The organism is Candidatus Thiodiazotropha sp. AKIB8 (assembly GCF_058244675.1).
In genome coordinates, this window is the sequence record NZ_JBSYOO010000026.1 from 67,893 (window position 1) to 85,164 (window position 17,272).

The 17,272-nt window shown below is 45.4% G+C and carries 12 protein-coding genes; 9 read left to right on the plus strand and 3 right to left on the minus strand.

Annotated features, from left to right (window positions below):
* The first annotated feature begins 306 nt into the window (after window positions 1–306).
* The 4 genes from glnL (at window position 307) to AC4IFB_RS05015 (ending at window position 4,507) form a co-directional block, all read left to right on the plus strand.
* Complete coding sequence (gene glnL, locus AC4IFB_RS05000) at window positions 307–1,383, plus strand: nitrogen regulation protein NR(II) (RefSeq protein WP_490779544.1); 1,077 nt, start codon at window positions 307–309, stop codon at window positions 1,381–1,383.
* Window positions 1,376–2,782 (plus strand): nitrogen regulation protein NR(I), encoded by a 1,407-nt coding sequence (gene ntrC, locus AC4IFB_RS05005; protein ID WP_490777685.1) that lies wholly within the window; start codon window positions 1,376–1,378, stop codon window positions 2,780–2,782. The genes glnL and ntrC overlap by 8 nt, the downstream gene beginning before the upstream one ends.
* A gap of 211 nt (window positions 2,783–2,993) precedes the next feature.
* Window positions 2,994–3,398: a hypothetical protein gene (locus AC4IFB_RS05010; RefSeq protein WP_490777686.1), complete on the plus strand. Its 405-nt coding sequence runs from the start codon at window positions 2,994–2,996 to the stop codon at window positions 3,396–3,398.
* Window positions 3,399–3,748: 350 nt separating this feature from the next.
* Window positions 3,749–4,507, plus strand: a complete 759-nt coding sequence (locus tag AC4IFB_RS05015) for an oxygen-binding di-iron domain-containing protein (protein WP_490777687.1) — start codon at window positions 3,749–3,751, stop codon at window positions 4,505–4,507.
* A gap of 7 nt (window positions 4,508–4,514) precedes the next feature.
* Here AC4IFB_RS05015 and AC4IFB_RS05020 read toward each other — a convergent pair whose 3' ends face one another.
* The 3 genes from AC4IFB_RS05020 to AC4IFB_RS05030 form a co-directional block, all read right to left on the minus strand.
* Window positions 4,515–6,461 carry a putative bifunctional diguanylate cyclase/phosphodiesterase gene (locus AC4IFB_RS05020; RefSeq protein WP_490779545.1) on the minus strand — a complete coding sequence of 649 codons (1,947 nt, stop codon included), beginning with the start codon at window positions 6,459–6,461 and terminating at the stop codon, window positions 4,515–4,517.
* Between the two features lie 16 nt (window positions 6,462–6,477).
* Window positions 6,478–9,399: a chemotaxis protein CheB gene (locus tag AC4IFB_RS05025; protein ID WP_490779546.1), complete on the minus strand. Its 2,922-nt coding sequence runs from the start codon at window positions 9,397–9,399 to the stop codon at window positions 6,478–6,480.
* A 248-nt stretch (window positions 9,400–9,647) separates the two neighbouring features.
* Window positions 9,648–10,592, minus strand: coding sequence for a hypothetical protein (locus AC4IFB_RS05030; protein ID WP_490779547.1), 945 nt, complete (start codon window positions 10,590–10,592; stop codon window positions 9,648–9,650).
* Between the two features lie 136 nt (window positions 10,593–10,728).
* Here AC4IFB_RS05030 and hemE point away from each other — a divergent pair, with 136 nt between their 5' ends.
* The 5 genes from hemE (at window position 10,729) to AC4IFB_RS05055 (ending at window position 17,246) form a co-directional block, all read left to right on the plus strand.
* Window positions 10,729–11,799 carry a uroporphyrinogen decarboxylase gene (gene hemE / locus AC4IFB_RS05035; protein WP_490777691.1) on the plus strand — a complete coding sequence of 357 codons (1,071 nt, stop codon included), beginning with the start codon at window positions 10,729–10,731 and terminating at the stop codon, window positions 11,797–11,799.
* Window positions 11,800–11,832: 33 nt separating this feature from the next.
* The gene (locus tag AC4IFB_RS05040; protein ID WP_490779548.1) at window positions 11,833–12,720 is read left to right on the plus strand and encodes an NAD(P)-dependent oxidoreductase; all 888 of its coding nucleotides are present in this window, start codon (window positions 11,833–11,835) and stop codon (window positions 12,718–12,720) included.
* A 924-nt stretch (window positions 12,721–13,644) separates the two neighbouring features.
* Window positions 13,645–15,513 carry an ATP-binding protein gene (locus AC4IFB_RS05045; protein ID WP_490779549.1) on the plus strand — a complete coding sequence of 623 codons (1,869 nt, stop codon included), beginning with the start codon at window positions 13,645–13,647 and terminating at the stop codon, window positions 15,511–15,513.
* A gap of 107 nt (window positions 15,514–15,620) precedes the next feature.
* On the plus strand, window positions 15,621–16,058 hold the full coding sequence (locus tag AC4IFB_RS05050) for a bacteriohemerythrin (RefSeq protein ID WP_490779550.1): 438 nt from the start codon (window positions 15,621–15,623) through the stop codon (window positions 16,056–16,058).
* 498 nt (window positions 16,059–16,556) lie between these two features.
* Window positions 16,557–17,246, plus strand: coding sequence for a hypothetical protein (locus AC4IFB_RS05055; RefSeq protein ID WP_490779551.1), 690 nt, complete (start codon window positions 16,557–16,559; stop codon window positions 17,244–17,246).
* Window positions 17,247–17,272: the final 26 nt, after the last annotated feature.

The following is a 17,272-nucleotide window of genomic DNA, read 5'->3' on the forward strand; positions in this document are numbered from 1 at the left end:
CGATCTCCCCTTTTCCTCTGGTAAAAGCCAGCAACACTTTTGACCTCTCCAATTAAGCCCCAGTCCCATTTTCAGTTAAATTCAAACAGTCAATGTGATCGATGCACTATAATAGTGCAATAGACCTGCTTTGCTCACTATAACAAAGAGAAAGTTATGGGCATTCAAGTTCAGTTGGTTGATCGGTAGTTCATGAAACGCCATTGAAATACCTGAAGCTGCGCCTTTTAGTTAGGTTAGCTGCAAAAAAATGGTTGATCACTCTCCTATCTCTATCGTTGGTGTACTTATTGCAGGTAGTTTGACATGAACCCACATCATCCAAATTCTCCGATGGAGCGCCGAGTGCTTGATAATTTGAGCACAGCCATTCTGCTCTTCGATCGTAAATTTAATCTGCTCTTCATCAACTCATCAGCTGAGATGTTGTTTGGTGTAAGTGCCAAGAAGATGGTTGGGAACCCAGCGGCTGAACTGATCTACTGCTCCAGTGGGATAGTGAGGAATAATTTAAACCGTTCACTGGAGACCGGACAGCCATTTACAGAGCGAGAACACCAGCTGCAACTGCAGAAGGGGCGGGAGATTACAGTGGATTGTACGGTAATTCCCTTACGCTCTGGACAGTTTGTGAACGAATTTCTTGTAGAAATACAGCAGGTAGACAGACAGCTGAGAATCACTCGAGAGGAACAGATCCTGTCACGAAATCAAGCCAGCAGAGCACTGGTGAAAGGTTTGGCCCACGAGATAAAAAATCCACTGGGTGGTTTGCGTGGCGCAGCTCAGCTGCTGGAACGAGAGCTGCCCGATGAATCACTGACAGAATATACCCAGATAATCATTGAGGAAGCTGATCGACTTCAAAACCTTGTAAATACAATGATTGGGCCAAATCGCATCCCTGAAATGAAGCCTACTAACATTCACCAGGTTCTGGAACGGGTTTGTGGTCTGACCAAAGCAGAGACAGGGGCGAAGTTGGTGATCAGCAAAAATTATGATCCAAGTATTCCCGATATGACAGGGGATATGGATCAGTTAATCCAGGCATTTCTGAATATTGTCCGTAATGCTGTAAGGGCTGCGGGCCCGAATGGTGTGGTAGGAATCAATAGCCGGGTTTTACGACAGTTCACTATTGGCAATATACGCCACCGACTGGTGGCCTCGATTGAAATCTCAGATAACGGTCCGGGAATTCCACCGGAGTTACAAGAGCGGGTGTTCTTTCCCCTTGTCTCTGGCAGTGAAGGTATGGGGCTTGGTCTTTCCATATCCCAAACCTTAATCAACCGACATCATGGATTGATCGAATTTACCAGTAAACCTGGTGAAACAGTATTTAGAGTATTACTTCCTTTGGAGCAGGTAGATGGATAGAGCATGCCGGGTTTGGGTGATTGATGATGATCGCTCAATTCGATGGGTTTTGGAAAAAACCTTGGAAAAAGCTGAAATGGAGGTGACCAGTTTTGAGAGCGCAGACAGTGTGCTGAGTTCATTGGATAAGGGGCAACCAGATGTGGTCGTTTCCGATATCCGTATGCCGGGTATGGACGGGCTTGAGTTATTGGAACTGCTTCATGCTCGCTACCCAAATCTGCCAGTGATAATTATGACGGCTCATTCGGATCTGGAGAGCGCCGTCTCCGCTTATCATGGTGGTGCCTTTGAATATCTGCCCAAGCCTTTCGATGTAGACGATGCTGTACAGCAGATTCGTAGGGCTTGTCGTCAGCAGTTAACGGTTGAAGAGCAGCCTAAAATCGATGCTAAAGAGAGTGCGATGGAGATCATCGGTGAAGCGCCAGCCATGCAGGAGGTGTTTCGTGCTATCGGCAGGTTGGCTCGATCCAATATCACGGTATTGATCAATGGTGAGTCTGGAACAGGTAAAGAGTTGGTTGCCCAGGCTCTACACCGTCACAGCAGTCGTGCAGAAGGACCATTTATCGCACTCAACATGGCAGCGATCCCCAAGGATTTAATGGAGTCAGAACTGTTTGGACATGAGCGGGGTGCTTTTACCGGTGCACAGACTCGTAGGGTTGGACGTTTTGAACAGGCAGATACAGGTACCCTGTTTCTGGATGAGATAGGTGACATGCCTGCGGAGTTGCAGACAAGACTCCTGCGTGTGCTTGCCGATGGTGAATTCTATCGTGTCGGAGGCCATGAGCCGGTGAAGGTGGATGTAAGAATTATCGCTGCGACTCATCAACATCTGGAAGGGCTGGTGAAAGAAGGTGCTTTTCGTGAGGACCTCTTTCATCGACTCAATGTAATCCGTATTCATCTGCCGTCGCTGCGTCAGCGTCGGGAAGATATTCCTTTGCTAATGGGCCATTTTCTCAAGTCAGCTGCAGAAGAGCTGGCCGTGGATTCAAAGCTATTGCTACCTGAGACAGAAGGTTATCTCAGTCAATTGGAGTGGCCGGGGAATGTTCGACAATTGGAGAATACTGCCCGCTGGCTGACTGTCATGGCTTCGGGTCAGGAGATCCATATTGAAGATCTGCCTACCGAGCTGAAAGAGACGGAGGTTGAGGGGGTAGCTCAGGATGATTGGCGGCAATCATTGAGAGGATGGGTCAAAAGGCGCCTTAATGAGGGTTGCGAAGGGATACTCAATGAAGCAGAACCCGATTTTGAAATGGTGATGATTGAGACAGCACTGGAGCACACAGCAGGCAAACGCCAGGATGCGGCCCGATTGCTGGGATGGGGACGCAACACATTAACAAGAAAGATTAAAGAGCTTGGAATGGAAGAGAGATAACTCTATTTCTGTTTAGTGAGGTTTTTTGAGGCTTGTGAAGTTGGCTGTTCCATAGCTGAATGCCAACCCTCATCCCCAAAAAGATCGGGGTAACCCGGCTTTCATCTCAGGCTGGCATAAGGTTATGATGCCCCTCTTGAGCAACCGGAGCAGCTATTTTTTATGGTGCCCTTAAGGTTATTCATTCAAGATTTAGCAAAGCAGGTGATTCATGGATTCCAGCACAATTGATCTACCAGGTAGCGAGGTGGAGTCGGTCGAGTATGAAAACGGTACGCTGACGATCAGATTTTCAAAAACCATAATTATCAAAACCATGAGTGGTTCATCAGAGCGAACCCGATGGTGGCAGGCAGGTTCATTGATTTTTGAGAGTGCTGAACTGGAAACCACCCTACCCAGCTGTCCTACCATTTGTGAAGGTGGAGATGTCGGAGAGAATGTCTACACCTATAGGGATATGATTCCACTACCTCTGGATAGCCATGGAAGAGCCCGTTGCGATCTCAGATTCAAGGACCAGGAGCCACTACAGGCTTGGGCTGAAGGGGTAAAGTTGGAAATGGTAGACCGGCCCCGCTATATCGAGCATATACGTCCTGGAGATCAGGATTAGCCAAGCGGTTTCTGTAAAAAGTCTGATAAGAAGCTGACGGGCTGATTTGCCCTGATCTACCCGCACAAATCATGATCCAATGGGATTTTGCACTGCAACAGATCACTTTGTTGCCAGATCCAATGAAATTTTCACGATTTAAATTACCCTTTAAAAGAAGAATAACGGCATCTTAGAGACGATTAGAGGCTGTATGGGTGGTTAGAGGTCAATAAAAAAGGCCTTTTTTATTTATATTTTACTGTATTATGGTTAAGCTTTTAAGATTCCGGACGATAAGGCCGATATCGAATACAAGGATGAACCTGCTCTAAGCAGCAAAGTTTCAATCACAATAAGCAGCGAAAATTATGTCAGTTGAGCTATTCAATAATGGTAGCCACATATGTGTGGCATTCAGGGATCTGGTATCTGGCGAAGCAGTTCAAGCCAACCAGTTCCTTATTTACGATCATCAACATGCTGCACTTATAGATCCTGGAGGGGAGTTAACCTACTCTCGCCTCTTCATGGCAATCAGTGACTATATGAATGTGAAGAAACTCGACTATGTAGTCGCTTCGCATCAAGACCCGGATATTGTTGCTTCAGTCAACAAATGGCTGGTTGGTACTGACTGTAAGGTCGTAGTACCTGCACTCTGGGAACGTTTCATACCCCATTTCACGCGACCAGGCCGACTTGTTGATCGTGTTGTACCAATTCCTGATGAGGGCACCAATCTGCAGCTGGGAAATATCCGGCTGATGGCATTACCTGCCCATTTCCTGCATGCGGAAGGTAATTTCCAATTTTACGATCCACTTAGCAGAATACTTTTCTCTGGCGATCTAGGGGCAAATCTACCACCAGGTGATCTGAATGCCCCAGTGAAAAAATTATCAGAAGTGATGCCCTATATGGAGGGTTTTCACCGACGCTACATGAACTCCAATAAGGTATGCAGACTCTGGGCTAATATGGTTAGACAGCTCGACATCGAGATGATCGTACCCCAGCATGGCCGTGCTTTTATTGGTAAAAAGGTGGTCAAAGAATTTATATCTTGGGTTGAGAATCTGGAGTGTGGTGTTGATCTCGTGACCCAGGCTAACTATCAACTGCCCTGAATCCCAGCTACAGTTTGTCGACCAATTCAGGGACCTCGTTCTCTGGAATTGGTCGACTAAAATAGTACCCTTGCAGGTATGGGCATCCAAGATGTATCAATACTCGCAACTGCTCCAGAGTCTCCACCCCTTCTGCTACAACATCAAGACCTAAAGCCCTACCAAGTGAGAGCACCGCATTCACGAGAGAGTATGGTTGATCCTGCACTGGTTCTTCTGCTTCATCAGGCCAATTCAGATCTGTTACGAAAGATCTATCAATTTTCAGTTGTCCTATGGGGGCTTTGTCTATTGTGGCAAGAGATGAATAGCCGGTACCAAAGTCATCTACAGAAAAGGTAATATTCAGCTGCGAAAGTCTGTTTAGGGTTTCGTTGGCGATTTTGTTGTTGGGTAGAAGGAGTGACTCAGTGATTTCAAATACGAGACAGCTTGGGTCAATCTGGTATTTCTCAATAATCTCTTCGACCTGACTATAAAATGTTGGTGATGTTATCTGTTTTGCGCTGATGTTAATCGCATAGGATATATTTGAGTCAAAGACTTTCTGCTTGCGCCACTCGACAATCTGTTTTACTACCTCTTCAATGACCCAGATTCCGATTTTTACAATCATTCCAGTATCTTCAGCAACATTTATAAATTTATCTGGTGTTACTATCCCACGATAGGGGTGCTGCCAACGAAGTAGTGCTTCGACCGCATGAATGATTCCATCTTTATCTACTTGGGGTTGATAAAAAAGCTCAAACTGCTGCTCGATTAATGCAACATGCAGCTCTGCCTCAACAGTCATACGCTGTTTTGCTGCTTCCTGCATAGAGGATTGAAAAAATCGTGCCATGCCTCGGCCATCAGTCTTGGCCTGGTACATTGCTGTGTCTGCTTGACGCACAATATCATTGATGTTGTCGTCATCATGAAATGGAAAGATAGAGATTCCTGTACTTACAGTTATCTGAAAAATGTGGCCGTCAATTATGATTGGTTCATTGAGGGATTCGGCAATATGTTCAGCAAAGCGTTGCGCAATAACTGCCATCATATTGTTGTCAGAATGTTGTTCAGCAAGCAGTATTACAAACTCATCCCCGCCCATTCGAGCCAGCATGTCTTCACGGCGAATATGTTCGCGTAATCTCTTTGTAAAGCTGATCAAAAGTTTGTCACCTGTATGGTGACCGAGTGAATCATTTACATTTTTAAAGTGGTCTAGATCCATAAAAAGCAGAGCGCCAGATTTGCCCTGCCTAAGCGCAAGTGAAAGTGCTGTCTCTAACTGATTAAAAAGTGAAGTACGGTTGGGTATCTTAGTAAGCGTGTCGTGGTGAGCTTGAAAGTGAATCTTCTCTTCCGATTCTTTAAGTTCAGTGATATCACTGATAACGACAAGAATTGTTTCAGACCAGTGTGAACTGTTAGGTGATGAATTTTTATTATTGAGCCGGCGTCCCTGAATCCTACCGACAAAGTTATTTTTCTCTTTATCATTCGAGCCAATTTTGAATCGGACATCGATGTGTTTGTTGTCAGGTTTGTTTGAGAACGCTTTGAAGCGGCTGCGGTATATGTTTTGGTCAGCCGGAAGCATAAATTCCGCGAGTGCCTTACCGGAGAGGATATATTTCTCAATCCCCAACATAGAGGCAAACATTTGATTGGCGCGAACTATAATTCCGCTATCGTCCAAGCTGACATATCCCACTGGCGCATCGTTATAAAGGTCAAGATACTGTTGGTGAGTAAACTCTAGTTTAATTTGTGATTGTCGTAACTCATCGTTCTGAAGTTCAAGTTCAATTTGATGAACATGTAAATCCTGTAAAAGCCTGTCACGGTCAGCTATCTTTTTTTCGAAATCAATTCGTGCCCGTCTTTGTGCAATCTTTTCAGCTTTATCACGCATGAATTCGTGGTGTACGCTGACAGGATTGTTTTTATCATTACTACTCAACTCTAGTCTCCACGCTTCAATTTAATGACTTGAGTAGGCCAACAAACCAATGGCGGTTGTCGATAGTGACTTCTGAAAGAGTCAGTATACAAGGGATGGTTTTTCCATCTTTCTTTTTGACTTGAACTTCCCGGCTGGTGCCGATGACTTTTGAAGTGCCCTCCTTCAAATATCTACTGATATGGTGGTCATGTTGTGAGGCATCCTTATCAGGCATTAACATTGAGATGTTGTTATTAATCAACTCTGATTGTTCGAAGTCGACCAGCTCTAAAAGTTTATCGTTTACCTCTTGAATGACACCGTCATCATTAATAAGCACATAGGCATCGCTAACCTTGAGCAGTGCCTCCATGCGTAGTTCGCGCTCAACCAACTCATTGAGGGCTTTTTTTAGTCCACTTGTATTAATAAAAGTAAAAACCACACCTGAGTAAGTATTCGGTGCTATCTGATAAGGAAAGACCCGTAATAAAAACTCGTCATTATTGTCAGAGCTAACTTTTTTTATCTCGATCCCTTTTTCTGTGTATAGAACCTTTTTAGCCAGTTCAATGATATCTACATCCTTGAGACTATGGGAGAGATGACTGACCGGCCGACCAATGTCCTGGTCTATAACACGAAACAGTTGAGTAACTTCTGGTGTAAAGCGACGTACTTCCAGATTTTCGTCAAGAAACAGGGTGGCAACACGGGTGTTACGCAGTAAGTTGTCCAAGTCGTTGTTGACTTCTGTCAGCTCTGTAATCTTGCCTTGAAACTCTGAGTTGACGGTATAGAGTTCTTCATTGACGGATTGCAGCTCTTCGTTGGTACTTTGCAACTCCTCATTACTCGCCAGCAACTCTTCATTGGTGGCTTGAAGCTCTTCATTCGAGGTTTCAAGCTCTTCAACTGTGGCCTGCAGATTCTCTCTGGTAAATTGAAGCTCATTCTCAAGATCTACAATGCGTTGCTGAGCCTCCTTGCCGACATTATAGGTTTCTGCAGAAAAAGTTTCTGATTCAAGGGTAGTACGTACCTCTTCAATAAAAACTGCAACCAACAATGCCTGTCGCTTTTTTGTGGGCAGAGGTTTTAGTCGCATATCGACGACTTTATGTACCGCTTGCATATTCAAGTTGATGTTGGAGTAGACTAACTCCTCTTTGCTCTTAAAAACTTTTTGCAAGCCGGTGGTTAGAGGAATTGATAAATCCTTAATCACCAGTTTTGAGACATCATTGACCACCTTCCCAGTAGAAAACTGTAGATAGTCTTTTGCATCGCCAGCGACATGCATCAGTTCCAGTGTTTCGCTGACGACGAGGCAGAATGGTAAATAGTCTCCTGCTACACCTTCAACGAGTCTTTCCAGGAGACGTTCCTCCTCCTGGAGACGGGCGCTTGTACCGCGTCCTGCCATACGATTGTTGTTGTACCATCGTTTGGCATCGAAATTTATAGCGGGTTCTGATAGTTCTGAATGTTTGCGCCGTCCCCGTGATTGATAAATGCGCCATTTATGGTCGATCGGTTCGAAATATTCGGCCATTTCACCAGTGGTCTCACTGCTTCCCAGAAACAGGATGCCCTTGGGGTTAAGTGCAAAATTGAATAGTTCAAGTACACGCTTTTGCAGTACGGGTTGAAGGTAGATAAGCAGGTTGCGGCAACTGATCAGATCCATATTGGTAAAGGGCGGATCCTTGACCAGGTTGTGCTGTGCAAAGACCACCATCTCCCTGACCTGGCGACTGATGTGGAACCCCTCGTCTCGGCGATAAAAATATTTGGAGAGCATGCCTGGCTCAATATCTGCGACTGCACTTTCAGCAAATACCCCTGCACTGGCAGTAAGAATCGCTTCCCTGTCCACATCTGTGGCAAATATTTTGACGTCTGTTCTGAGGTTTTGCTTCTCGATCTCCTCACAACATAAAATGGCCAGGCTATAGGCCTCTTCACCGGTTGAACAACCACTCACCCAGAGTCTGAGCTTGTCCTCTTTCGCATCTAGAAACAGTTGTGGTAGATACTTGTTTGCGATTCCCTTAAAAGCTTCAGGATCTCTAAAAAAGCTGGTAACTCCTATCAGGAGATCTTTATGCAGACTGTTGAGTTCAACAGGGTAGCCTTCCATAAACCTGACATAGTCGTTTAAATCGTGTATTTGATTGACCGCCATGCGACGTTCGATACGTCTTATGATGGTAGTCGGTTTATAGTAGGTGAAATCAATTTTGCTGCTTTCCCGAAGCAGGGCAAATATTCTTGCTACCCCATCCTCATCGTTGAGCACCGTGCTGTCATATTCATCCTTGGCAGTAAACGGGTGTTTCAAGTAGGAGAGTAACTGAATGGGCATCTCATTCGGCGGAAGAATGTAGTCCACCAGTCCGGTAGCGATTGCGCTGCGGGGCATGCCGTCAAAGGCAGCGGTCTCTTCGGCCTGAACCATGACCATGCCCAGCTCTTCCTTAATGGCACGAATGCCACTGGTACCATCACTACCAGTGCCAGAAAGCACTATGGCGATCGCTTTTGCGCCCTGGTCTTCGGCCAGAGAGCGGAAGAATATATCAATGGGGAGATTGATGCCTCGTGAATCCCTGTCCTGTTCCGAGAGGATGATACGACCATGGAAGAGGCGGAGATTTTTATTGGGTGGGATCAGATAGACTGAGTTAGGCTCTACCCCCATTCCATCCTCAGCCCGGTGGACCGGCATTCTGGTACGCTTTGAAAGCAACTCTGCCATCAGGCTTTTGTGGTCTGGGGAGAGATGCTGTATTACGACGAAGGCCACCCCGCTTACTGGTGGCATCTCCTTGAAAAGAGCCTCTATGGCTTCCAATCCACCTGCCGAAGCACCAATACCGACTATGTGTGTGGGGTGTGCTGCTTGTTCCACTTTGTTGGATTGTGCCTTGTCATCACTGTTCTTCTCATTCATATCGGAGCTTGGTCATGGTGTTGGTGTATGATTCCCATAATATAATACTTATTAAGATAGTATCTTGAATGCTGTCGATCAACAAATTTAAGTCCCATTTGAGTCGTTGATATTTAAGGGAACAAGCAACTATTAACCCGGCGACTAAGTATGTCGTCTTCAGGGTTTCAAACCTGCCCTTGATCAAGGCGCGGCTCGCCGAGAATGGTCAGCCCTTTCCAATAGCCGGGGAGTTGAGTTGTCGCGCCTTAGTGGCTGGAGCCGATCCAGAAACTGAGATTTTTTTCGATAAATTCATCGACAGGCATATAGTGGGAGCCGTCACAGGAGAAGGTGAGGCCAAGCATGCGATTCATGATGTTGATCGACGCACTACGCAGATAGATGGTCTCATCCGCAAAGCGTAAAGCCTTGAACTCCTGTAAAACCTCTCTCAGCTGTGCAGGTGTTACCTGCGCCCGATCAGGATAGGGTTGGAGTGAGTAGGCCAGTGCAATGTCTGGATCGATAATCTCCTCCACACCGTGAATATGGTAACTGTAGGGGTCTTTGATATCCCAAAAAGAGCAGCGTCCGCTTGAGTAGTGAATCTTGCAGTGGAAAATGCCGTGCTCCGTCATCAGGTCATATACGGTGTCATGTACTGAATCGATATGTTCATCAAGCCGACTCTGAATTCTCTGTTGCATGAACAGCTGTCCGCGTACCGCTGGATCCCCTTTAAACTGTTGCCACTGGGGCTGCTCTTCGAGACCCCCTTCTTGGGCGGTGAGTTTGTCGAGAGAGAAATCGGCAGCGATGAAGCCCACCAGCTGTTTATTCTGTCGAACTGCCTGGAGGGCAGTGACGCACTCCCGCTGGCTGAACTGACTGTGGTAGACCGAGGAGAGCATGATGCCCTTGAAAGGGAGATTGTTCTTCAGATAGGGGCGTTCCGAAAGATCTCTGCCGCGCCAGCTGTTATTCAGTCCGTCTGGCATGACCAGGGAGGAGATCTCCTTACCGTTCAGATCCCAGGCGTAGAGAAATTCACAATTGGTGATTGTGGAGATGTGCTTGAATAAAACAGCATCCAATGCGTCTGCGTCCTGCCACACTAGCGCACACTGATCAGCCAGTTGAGAGAGGGGGTCGCCAATAGCGCTGGCTAAGGCATCTTTTTTTGCAAGAATGATCTGTTTGACCGGGGACATGCTACTGAAGTCTGCTCCTGGGGTGAAAAGGGATGTAAAACACGTTTCTGTGTACAATTATCATCCTGACACCATATTATGGTGTTGGATTTAGTTGTTCTTTATACCAAAAAATGATTCCAAAGGATCTTCTTCCGTGACCAGTTTGAAAAATGACCGATTTCTAAGAGCCTTGGCACGACAACCTGTAGATATGACTCCGGTGTGGATGATGCGACAGGCTGGGCGCTATCTGCCTGAATATCGTGCGACCCGGGCAAAGGCCGGTAGTTTTATGGATCTTTGCAAAAACCCTGAATTGGCTTGTGAGGTTACCCTGCAACCCTTGGCGCGCTATCCCCTGGATGCGGCAATACTCTTTTCGGATATACTTACCGTCCCGGATGCCATGGGACTTGGGCTCTATTTCACGACTGGAGAGGGCCCCCGCTTTGAGCGGCCGGTGACAGATGATGCCGCGGTCGAGGCACTGGGTCTGCCGGATATGGCCGATGACCTGGGATATGTGATGGATGCAGTGAGCACCATACGCAGGGAACTGGATGGACGAGTGCCTCTGATTGGTTTCAGCGGCAGCCCCTGGACACTGGCCACTTATATGGTCGAAGGCGGGGGTACGAAGAACTTCTCTAAAGTTAAGGGGATGATGTTTGATCGTCCTGATCTGATGCACCGACTGCTTGAGAAGGTGGCGACGGCTGTCACAGCCTACCTGAATGCACAGATTGACGCTGGTGCTCAGGCACTGATGATCTTTGATACCTGGGGTGGCGCATTGACGCCTCAACACTATCAGGCCTTCTCTCTGGACTATATGGCAAAGATCCTGAATGGTCTGAAGAAAGAGGCAGACGGCAGAAAGATACCCACCATTCTGTTCACCAAAGGGGGGGGGCTTTGGCTGGAAAAGATGGCGGAAACGGGTTGCGATGGTCTCGGTATTGACTGGACATTGTCACTGGCCGATGCCAGAAGCCGGGTAGGAGACAAGGTTGCACTACAGGGTAATATGGATCCATGCACCCTATATGCCTCACCGCAACGGATTCGCGACGAGGTGGCTCAAGTACTGGCAAGTTATGGCCAGGGTAGTGGCCATATCTTTAATCTGGGACATGGTATTCATCCAGAGATCAATCCTGAGCATGCTGGGGTATTTATCGAGGCGGTTCATGAGTTGAGCCGACCCTACCACGTACCTGAATAACCAGACCATAGATTTTCTAAACGGTTTACAATTATGAAAGTGACACTTTTAGGGCTCGGATTGATGGGACTTCCTATTGCCCATCGCTTGATTCAGCGTGGCCATGAAGTAACGGCCTGGAACCGATCCGAAGAGCGGCTTAAAGTGGCTACCGAAGAGGGTATAGAGATCCAGCCGGATCTGGCCCAGGCAGTAGCTGACAATGAATTGCTGCTACTTACCCTAAGTGATGCCGCCGCCATAGAAGCGGTGATATTCAGTGCTCAGGTCGAATCCCAACTCAAAGGCAAGACGGTTTTGCAAATGGGTACCATATCTCCAGATGAGAGTCGTGCACTGGCTGAACGCGTTCAGGCTGCAGGTGGCGACTATCTAGAGGCACCGGTTTTAGGCAGTATTCCAGAGGCAAAAAATGGCGAATTGATTATCATGGCTGCTGGTTCTGAAGCAGCCTATCATCACTGTCTGCTACTGTTACGGGGCTTGGGCAAGGAAGTTGATCTGGTTGGTAGTGTTGGCCAGGCTGCAGCAATGAAATTGGCAATGAATCAGTTGATTGCAGCGCTTACAGTGGGATTTGCCCAAAGCCTGGGCTTGATAAGGGCGGAAGGTGTTGATCTAGAGCTGTTCATGAAGTTGCTACGTGAAAGTTCTCTCTATGCACCCACATTTGATAAAAAGTTACAGAAATATATTGAACACGACTATAGCAACGCAAACTTCCCCCTCAAACATCTGATCAAGGATGTTGGACTCTTCAAGCAGGTTGCTGAATCATCAGGAATGAATGCCCAGGTTTCAGATGCAATGTTGAGTGTACTCAACAGCGGAGAGCAGGCAGGTTATGGTGATGAGGATTACTCTGCACTCTATGAAGCGATTAATCCCGGATTTGATGCAGAGACGGATATTGGTTGTTAAGGGCGCCTCTGTTAATTGCTTGTGCCCTTAAGTCATCCGGGTCAGTCTTATCCGTTATTTCAGATCACTGTTTCACGATAGATTAAACTAAGGTTTTCAACCCCTTCTCGTCTACTGCAAATAGATGTTGTGTGTGGACTGCCTACTTTAAACTTTGAAAGTAGGCATTAACTCACCCCATCTGTTTTCACTATTGCCCCAGATACTTTCCTACATCAATGTAGTAGTGAAAAGTTATCTCTATTAATTAATATATTTAACATGGTTTTGTAATTACTAATTCTCAAACATCTTGGGATGGAGAGAGCTCTACCCTATCCACTGAGCAACTGTTATTGGAAAAGTTTCCCGTTCAATTAGATTGTAGTTAAGGCGTAAATATAGACACTCTTTTTTTATTATGAAGAAATGTATTATTATTCTCGCTTATAGCCAGTGAATTAATGGCTGAAAATCTATCTACTGCTAGCTTTAATTCAGTAGAAATTGTCAGAAAGAGAGCTGTCTTTGGGTATTCCCCAATATGAATAAATGTGTTAAATGACATATTATATTTGATTGTAACAATAAATATTCGGAGGGAACCGTGACCTTACCTGATTTAATCTCAAGCACTGAGATATAGTTTCACCTTGTTATTGCCCATCAGTACTATTCATAGCAATTGAGTGGTTCTGCATGAAATTGACACTTCCTTTTAATTTTCCTAACTTAAGCGAATAGTAATACTAAACCGCTGTTAACAATTGTAAGTAGCCAGATAACCAAAGTGCAGTATCAGACTAGATCTTTAAATAGTGAAGAATGAGCTGAGTTAATAGCCTGTGTGTTGGCAAGGGGAGAAATAATTTAAAAAGCACACTGTTCGGTAGAGGAAGTAATTAGTAATAACTTTTTAAACGGAATTTATAAAAGTGTTCAGATATGAATAAAAAACTAAATCTGGAATTGGCTAAGGAGTACTACAGACTGGTTGTTAAAAACAGTTTTGGAAGTTATGCCATGCTTCTTGCCATCACCTATTTCTTTTGGGGAAAGTTACCTTCCTATATTTTGCTCTCTTGGGTTGGGGTGAATTTTCTTATCGCAACTCTCGTGTTGATTGTCACTAGAGAGTTCAATCGTAAATCAACAGAAGATAATGCCCACAAATGGTTGGCATATTACACCTATCTGGTAATTCTGACGGAAGTGCCATGGGGCTTTATTGGTCCCATCAGTTTTATGATTGATAATGAAATTTATCAATTGCTAACGCTATTCATGCTGGGTGGTGTAACGGCAACTGGAATAATCACACGTGCGACAATTTTTAGAAATTATGTGATATCACTATTTGCTCTATTGACGCCGTTGGCAGTAACACTTGTAATGCAAGGTACTGCGATAGCAGAAAGCATGTTTATCCTGATACTGATCTATATCGTATTCATGCTATGGGTTGCCAAGGGTTACAGCTTCAGCGTAAATCGAAATATACAAATCTGGCTTGATAACGAAAAGCTTCTGGCAAAAGTACGCATGTCACACGCTGAAATAGAGGAGGCCAATCAGGAACTGACTAAGGAGATAGAGTACCGAAAAAAAATCGAATCTGAATTGATAGAAGCCAAGGAGAGATCGGAACGCGCAAGTGAAGCAAAAAACCAATTTCTAGCAAATGTAAGCCATGAACTTCGTACACCATTGAATGGCATCACAGGATTTGCTGAACTGCTTCGTCAAGAGGTATTAGAACAAAAGCATAGAGACTTTGTGAGCCAGATTGATAAAGCAGGTAAGAGCCTGCTGCGCATCGTCAATGATATCCTCGATATCACAGCCATTGAAGCAGGACAGATAAGTTTATATGAAGAGCCGTTTTCGCTACGCACGGAAATGGATGATTTAGTGGCCATAATGCGTCCTATTGCAGAGCGTAAATATTTACGTTTAAAAATTAATATAGATGAGCATTTAAAAGAACAGTTTTATGGTGATGCAAGCCGTCTTAGACAGATCATCAGTAATCTACTCTCAAATGCCATTAAATATACTGAATCGGGATGCGTTACTCTGAATATAGAGCAGTTAGCAGAAACGGGTAATAACAATATAGTGCTACGTTTCGATGTTATAGATACAGGTATTGGTATTGACGAGGCCGCACTGAACAATATCTTTGATAATTTTACACGCATCGAAAACTTTGAAACACGTCGAACAGAAGGAACAGGATTGGGGCTCGCAATTGTAAAAAGCCTGGCGCATAAAATGGGAGGCAAACTTGATGTAGAGAGCAGTCCCAATGAGGGATCCTGTTTTAGTTTCGAATTGGCTATGAAATATCATCCAGATATCAAAAGAATAATAGAGACGGAAAAGCCACCTGGAGTGACGCCTGATCTATGGCGACAATTTCATGTATTAGTGGTAGATGATAATGAGATAAACCGCATGTTACTTTGTGCATTTCTCTCAAAACTTGGCAATTCGTTTGAACAGGCTTCCAGTGGGTATGAAGCACTGGAGCATATTCGGCGTGGAAACTTCGATGTGGTTTTATTGGATATTCAGATGCCTGGACTTAGCGGAATCGATGTGGCTAACCGATTGCAATCCGAGTCCTTATCAATCCCAATATTGATTGCAGTTACTGCACATGCTTTTCCAGAACAACATCAAACGATACTTGAAGCGGGCTTTTCTGACCTTGTGACCAAACCCATTGGTCTGGAAGACCTTGTAAAGACATTAACCTATGCTTATCGAGGGGATTACAACAAATATCAGGTATCTGAAAATATTCTATAAAACAATGAGATCAATTTGAGCTAGAGATTTGTTACCGGATTAATAGCTTACGCCACTTGATTCAAATCATGTCTGTTTAAACTCTCCTTCACTATGATTAGCCCATTATGAGTGAATATCAATTACCTATCGTTGTTCCCGATCAGATACCTCTTGTCGATCTGGAAATCATGAACCAGGTTCATAGAGAAGAGGTCGATCTGATTAATCGATTGGGTGGTTTATTGCTGGAAGGTTTACAGCAGATCTCTGCTTATGAGGCCATTGATCTCTGCCTTGAGGAGTGGATTGTACATACCCGCGAACATTTTGAGAGGGAAAACAGACTGATGGCAGAGCACGGTTTTCCGCCCTACCCTGTACATAAAGGTGAGCATGATCAGGTTTTGGCGCTTATCCAGGGTCTATATGAGCAGTGGTTGAAACAACGGGATCTGGACGAACTGGTAAAGTTTGTCTTTGTGGAGTGGCGAAGTTGGTTTGATGGTCACGTGAAGAGTATGGATAGTGTTACTGCCCAATTTCTGGCACGAATTATTGACTGAGATTTTGGCGAGAAATTTAGGGAGAGCGGGGCCATTCACTGACCTCCGCCCTCCTTTGCGGTTAGCCAATCAATACTGAGATTACGATTCCCAGAATCAGGATTGCTAGTGCGCCGACTATTGCTTTATCACTACCTAACATGGCGTTGTCCTCCAAAGTTGACACTGACCAAACGTTAGTCTCACTGAGTTAGACTGATTAGTAAGCGGTTTACTCACGAGACCAGCAATAACATTGCACGACACAGGGTATTTGCTCTTCTAGCCATTTAAACTGACTTAAGTCAATGAACTGAAAGGTTTTAAAGCGCTCCTAAAAAAAACAGACAGAAGTGTGATTGTCGGATTACGCCTTTTTTGCCGTAAGTTCTGATTCAGTCAGTTACCCCAGGATTGCTCCAAGTTCACCTGCTCAGCCCGGTTGGCAGGTTTTGAAGTTGCCAATCGAGCCTGCTTTCATGGTACAAATAGCACATATTTCCGAGAGTACAAGCCAATATGAATCTGTTGTTTAGTGAACTTCCAGGACGCTTTGAACGCCACTTGATGCGCAAGTATGAGAACCCCCTGTTTCAAGAGCCTCTTCGCCAACTGACTCAAGAGCAACTGACCGAAGCCCAGCGTTTGGATCACGAAGAGTTGGTGGCCTATATTGAAGGCCTGCGTAAATTAGTGGGTGAAGCAGTGGCCCTGGGCCCACATGAGCAGAGTGACGTTATCCTGGAGCTTAAGGAGCGTCTGGATAAGGCTTATGAGACTGCCTGCCGACTGGCAGATGACCAAACCCCGAACAAGGATGCGATTTTAAAACTCGTTGAGGTGATCATGCGTGCCGTATGGAAGGGTGCGGGTAACGACACCCTGGCACATCGTGAACTCCAACAGGAGGAGGCGGCACGTAGGACCCACTTCGAACTACTCGAAAGCACTCTGGTAGCGGATCTTCTCGATCCTGAATCCTTGATCACTGAAGATGAATTACTGCCCGTTCTGCTGAGTGCAGAGCAGAGTGAGTTCGAGGCAGCAATAACCCTGTTTGACCCCACTCAATTGGCAGAAATCTGCCGACTGGGTGAGGCCTTTTTTCTGTTTGCGCAAGAGAATGACGCCTGGGAAAAAGCGAAAGCCCGCTTTGAGACACTCCAGGGGCTGCTCGATTCACTGGAAAGTGATGGACTCAATGCCTGATCGCAAATAGCCCACCAATTTAAATT

Excerpts from the sequence above, each read along its gene's own strand:
- AC4IFB_RS05055 (WP_490779551.1), top strand. The coding sequence starts at position 16,557 with ATGAATCTGTTGTTTAGTGAACTTCCAGGACGCTTTGAACGCCACTTG.
- AC4IFB_RS05025 (WP_490779546.1), bottom strand. The coding sequence starts at position 9,399 with ATGAATGAGAAGAACAGTGATGACAAGGCACAATCCAACAAAGTGGAA.
- AC4IFB_RS05030 (WP_490779547.1), bottom strand. The coding sequence starts at position 10,592 with ATGTCCCCGGTCAAACAGATCATTCTTGCAAAAAAAGATGCCTTAGCC.
- glnL (WP_490779544.1), top strand. The coding sequence starts at position 307 with ATGAACCCACATCATCCAAATTCTCCGATGGAGCGCCGAGTGCTTGAT.
- AC4IFB_RS05050 (WP_490779550.1), top strand. The coding sequence starts at position 15,621 with ATGAGTGAATATCAATTACCTATCGTTGTTCCCGATCAGATACCTCTT.
- ntrC (WP_490777685.1), top strand. The coding sequence starts at position 1,376 with ATGGATAGAGCATGCCGGGTTTGGGTGATTGATGATGATCGCTCAATT.
- AC4IFB_RS05040 (WP_490779548.1), top strand. The coding sequence starts at position 11,833 with ATGAAAGTGACACTTTTAGGGCTCGGATTGATGGGACTTCCTATTGCC.
- AC4IFB_RS05010 (WP_490777686.1), top strand. The coding sequence starts at position 2,994 with ATGGATTCCAGCACAATTGATCTACCAGGTAGCGAGGTGGAGTCGGTC.
- AC4IFB_RS05015 (WP_490777687.1), top strand. The coding sequence starts at position 3,749 with ATGTCAGTTGAGCTATTCAATAATGGTAGCCACATATGTGTGGCATTC.
- AC4IFB_RS05045 (WP_490779549.1), top strand. The coding sequence starts at position 13,645 with ATGAATAAAAAACTAAATCTGGAATTGGCTAAGGAGTACTACAGACTG.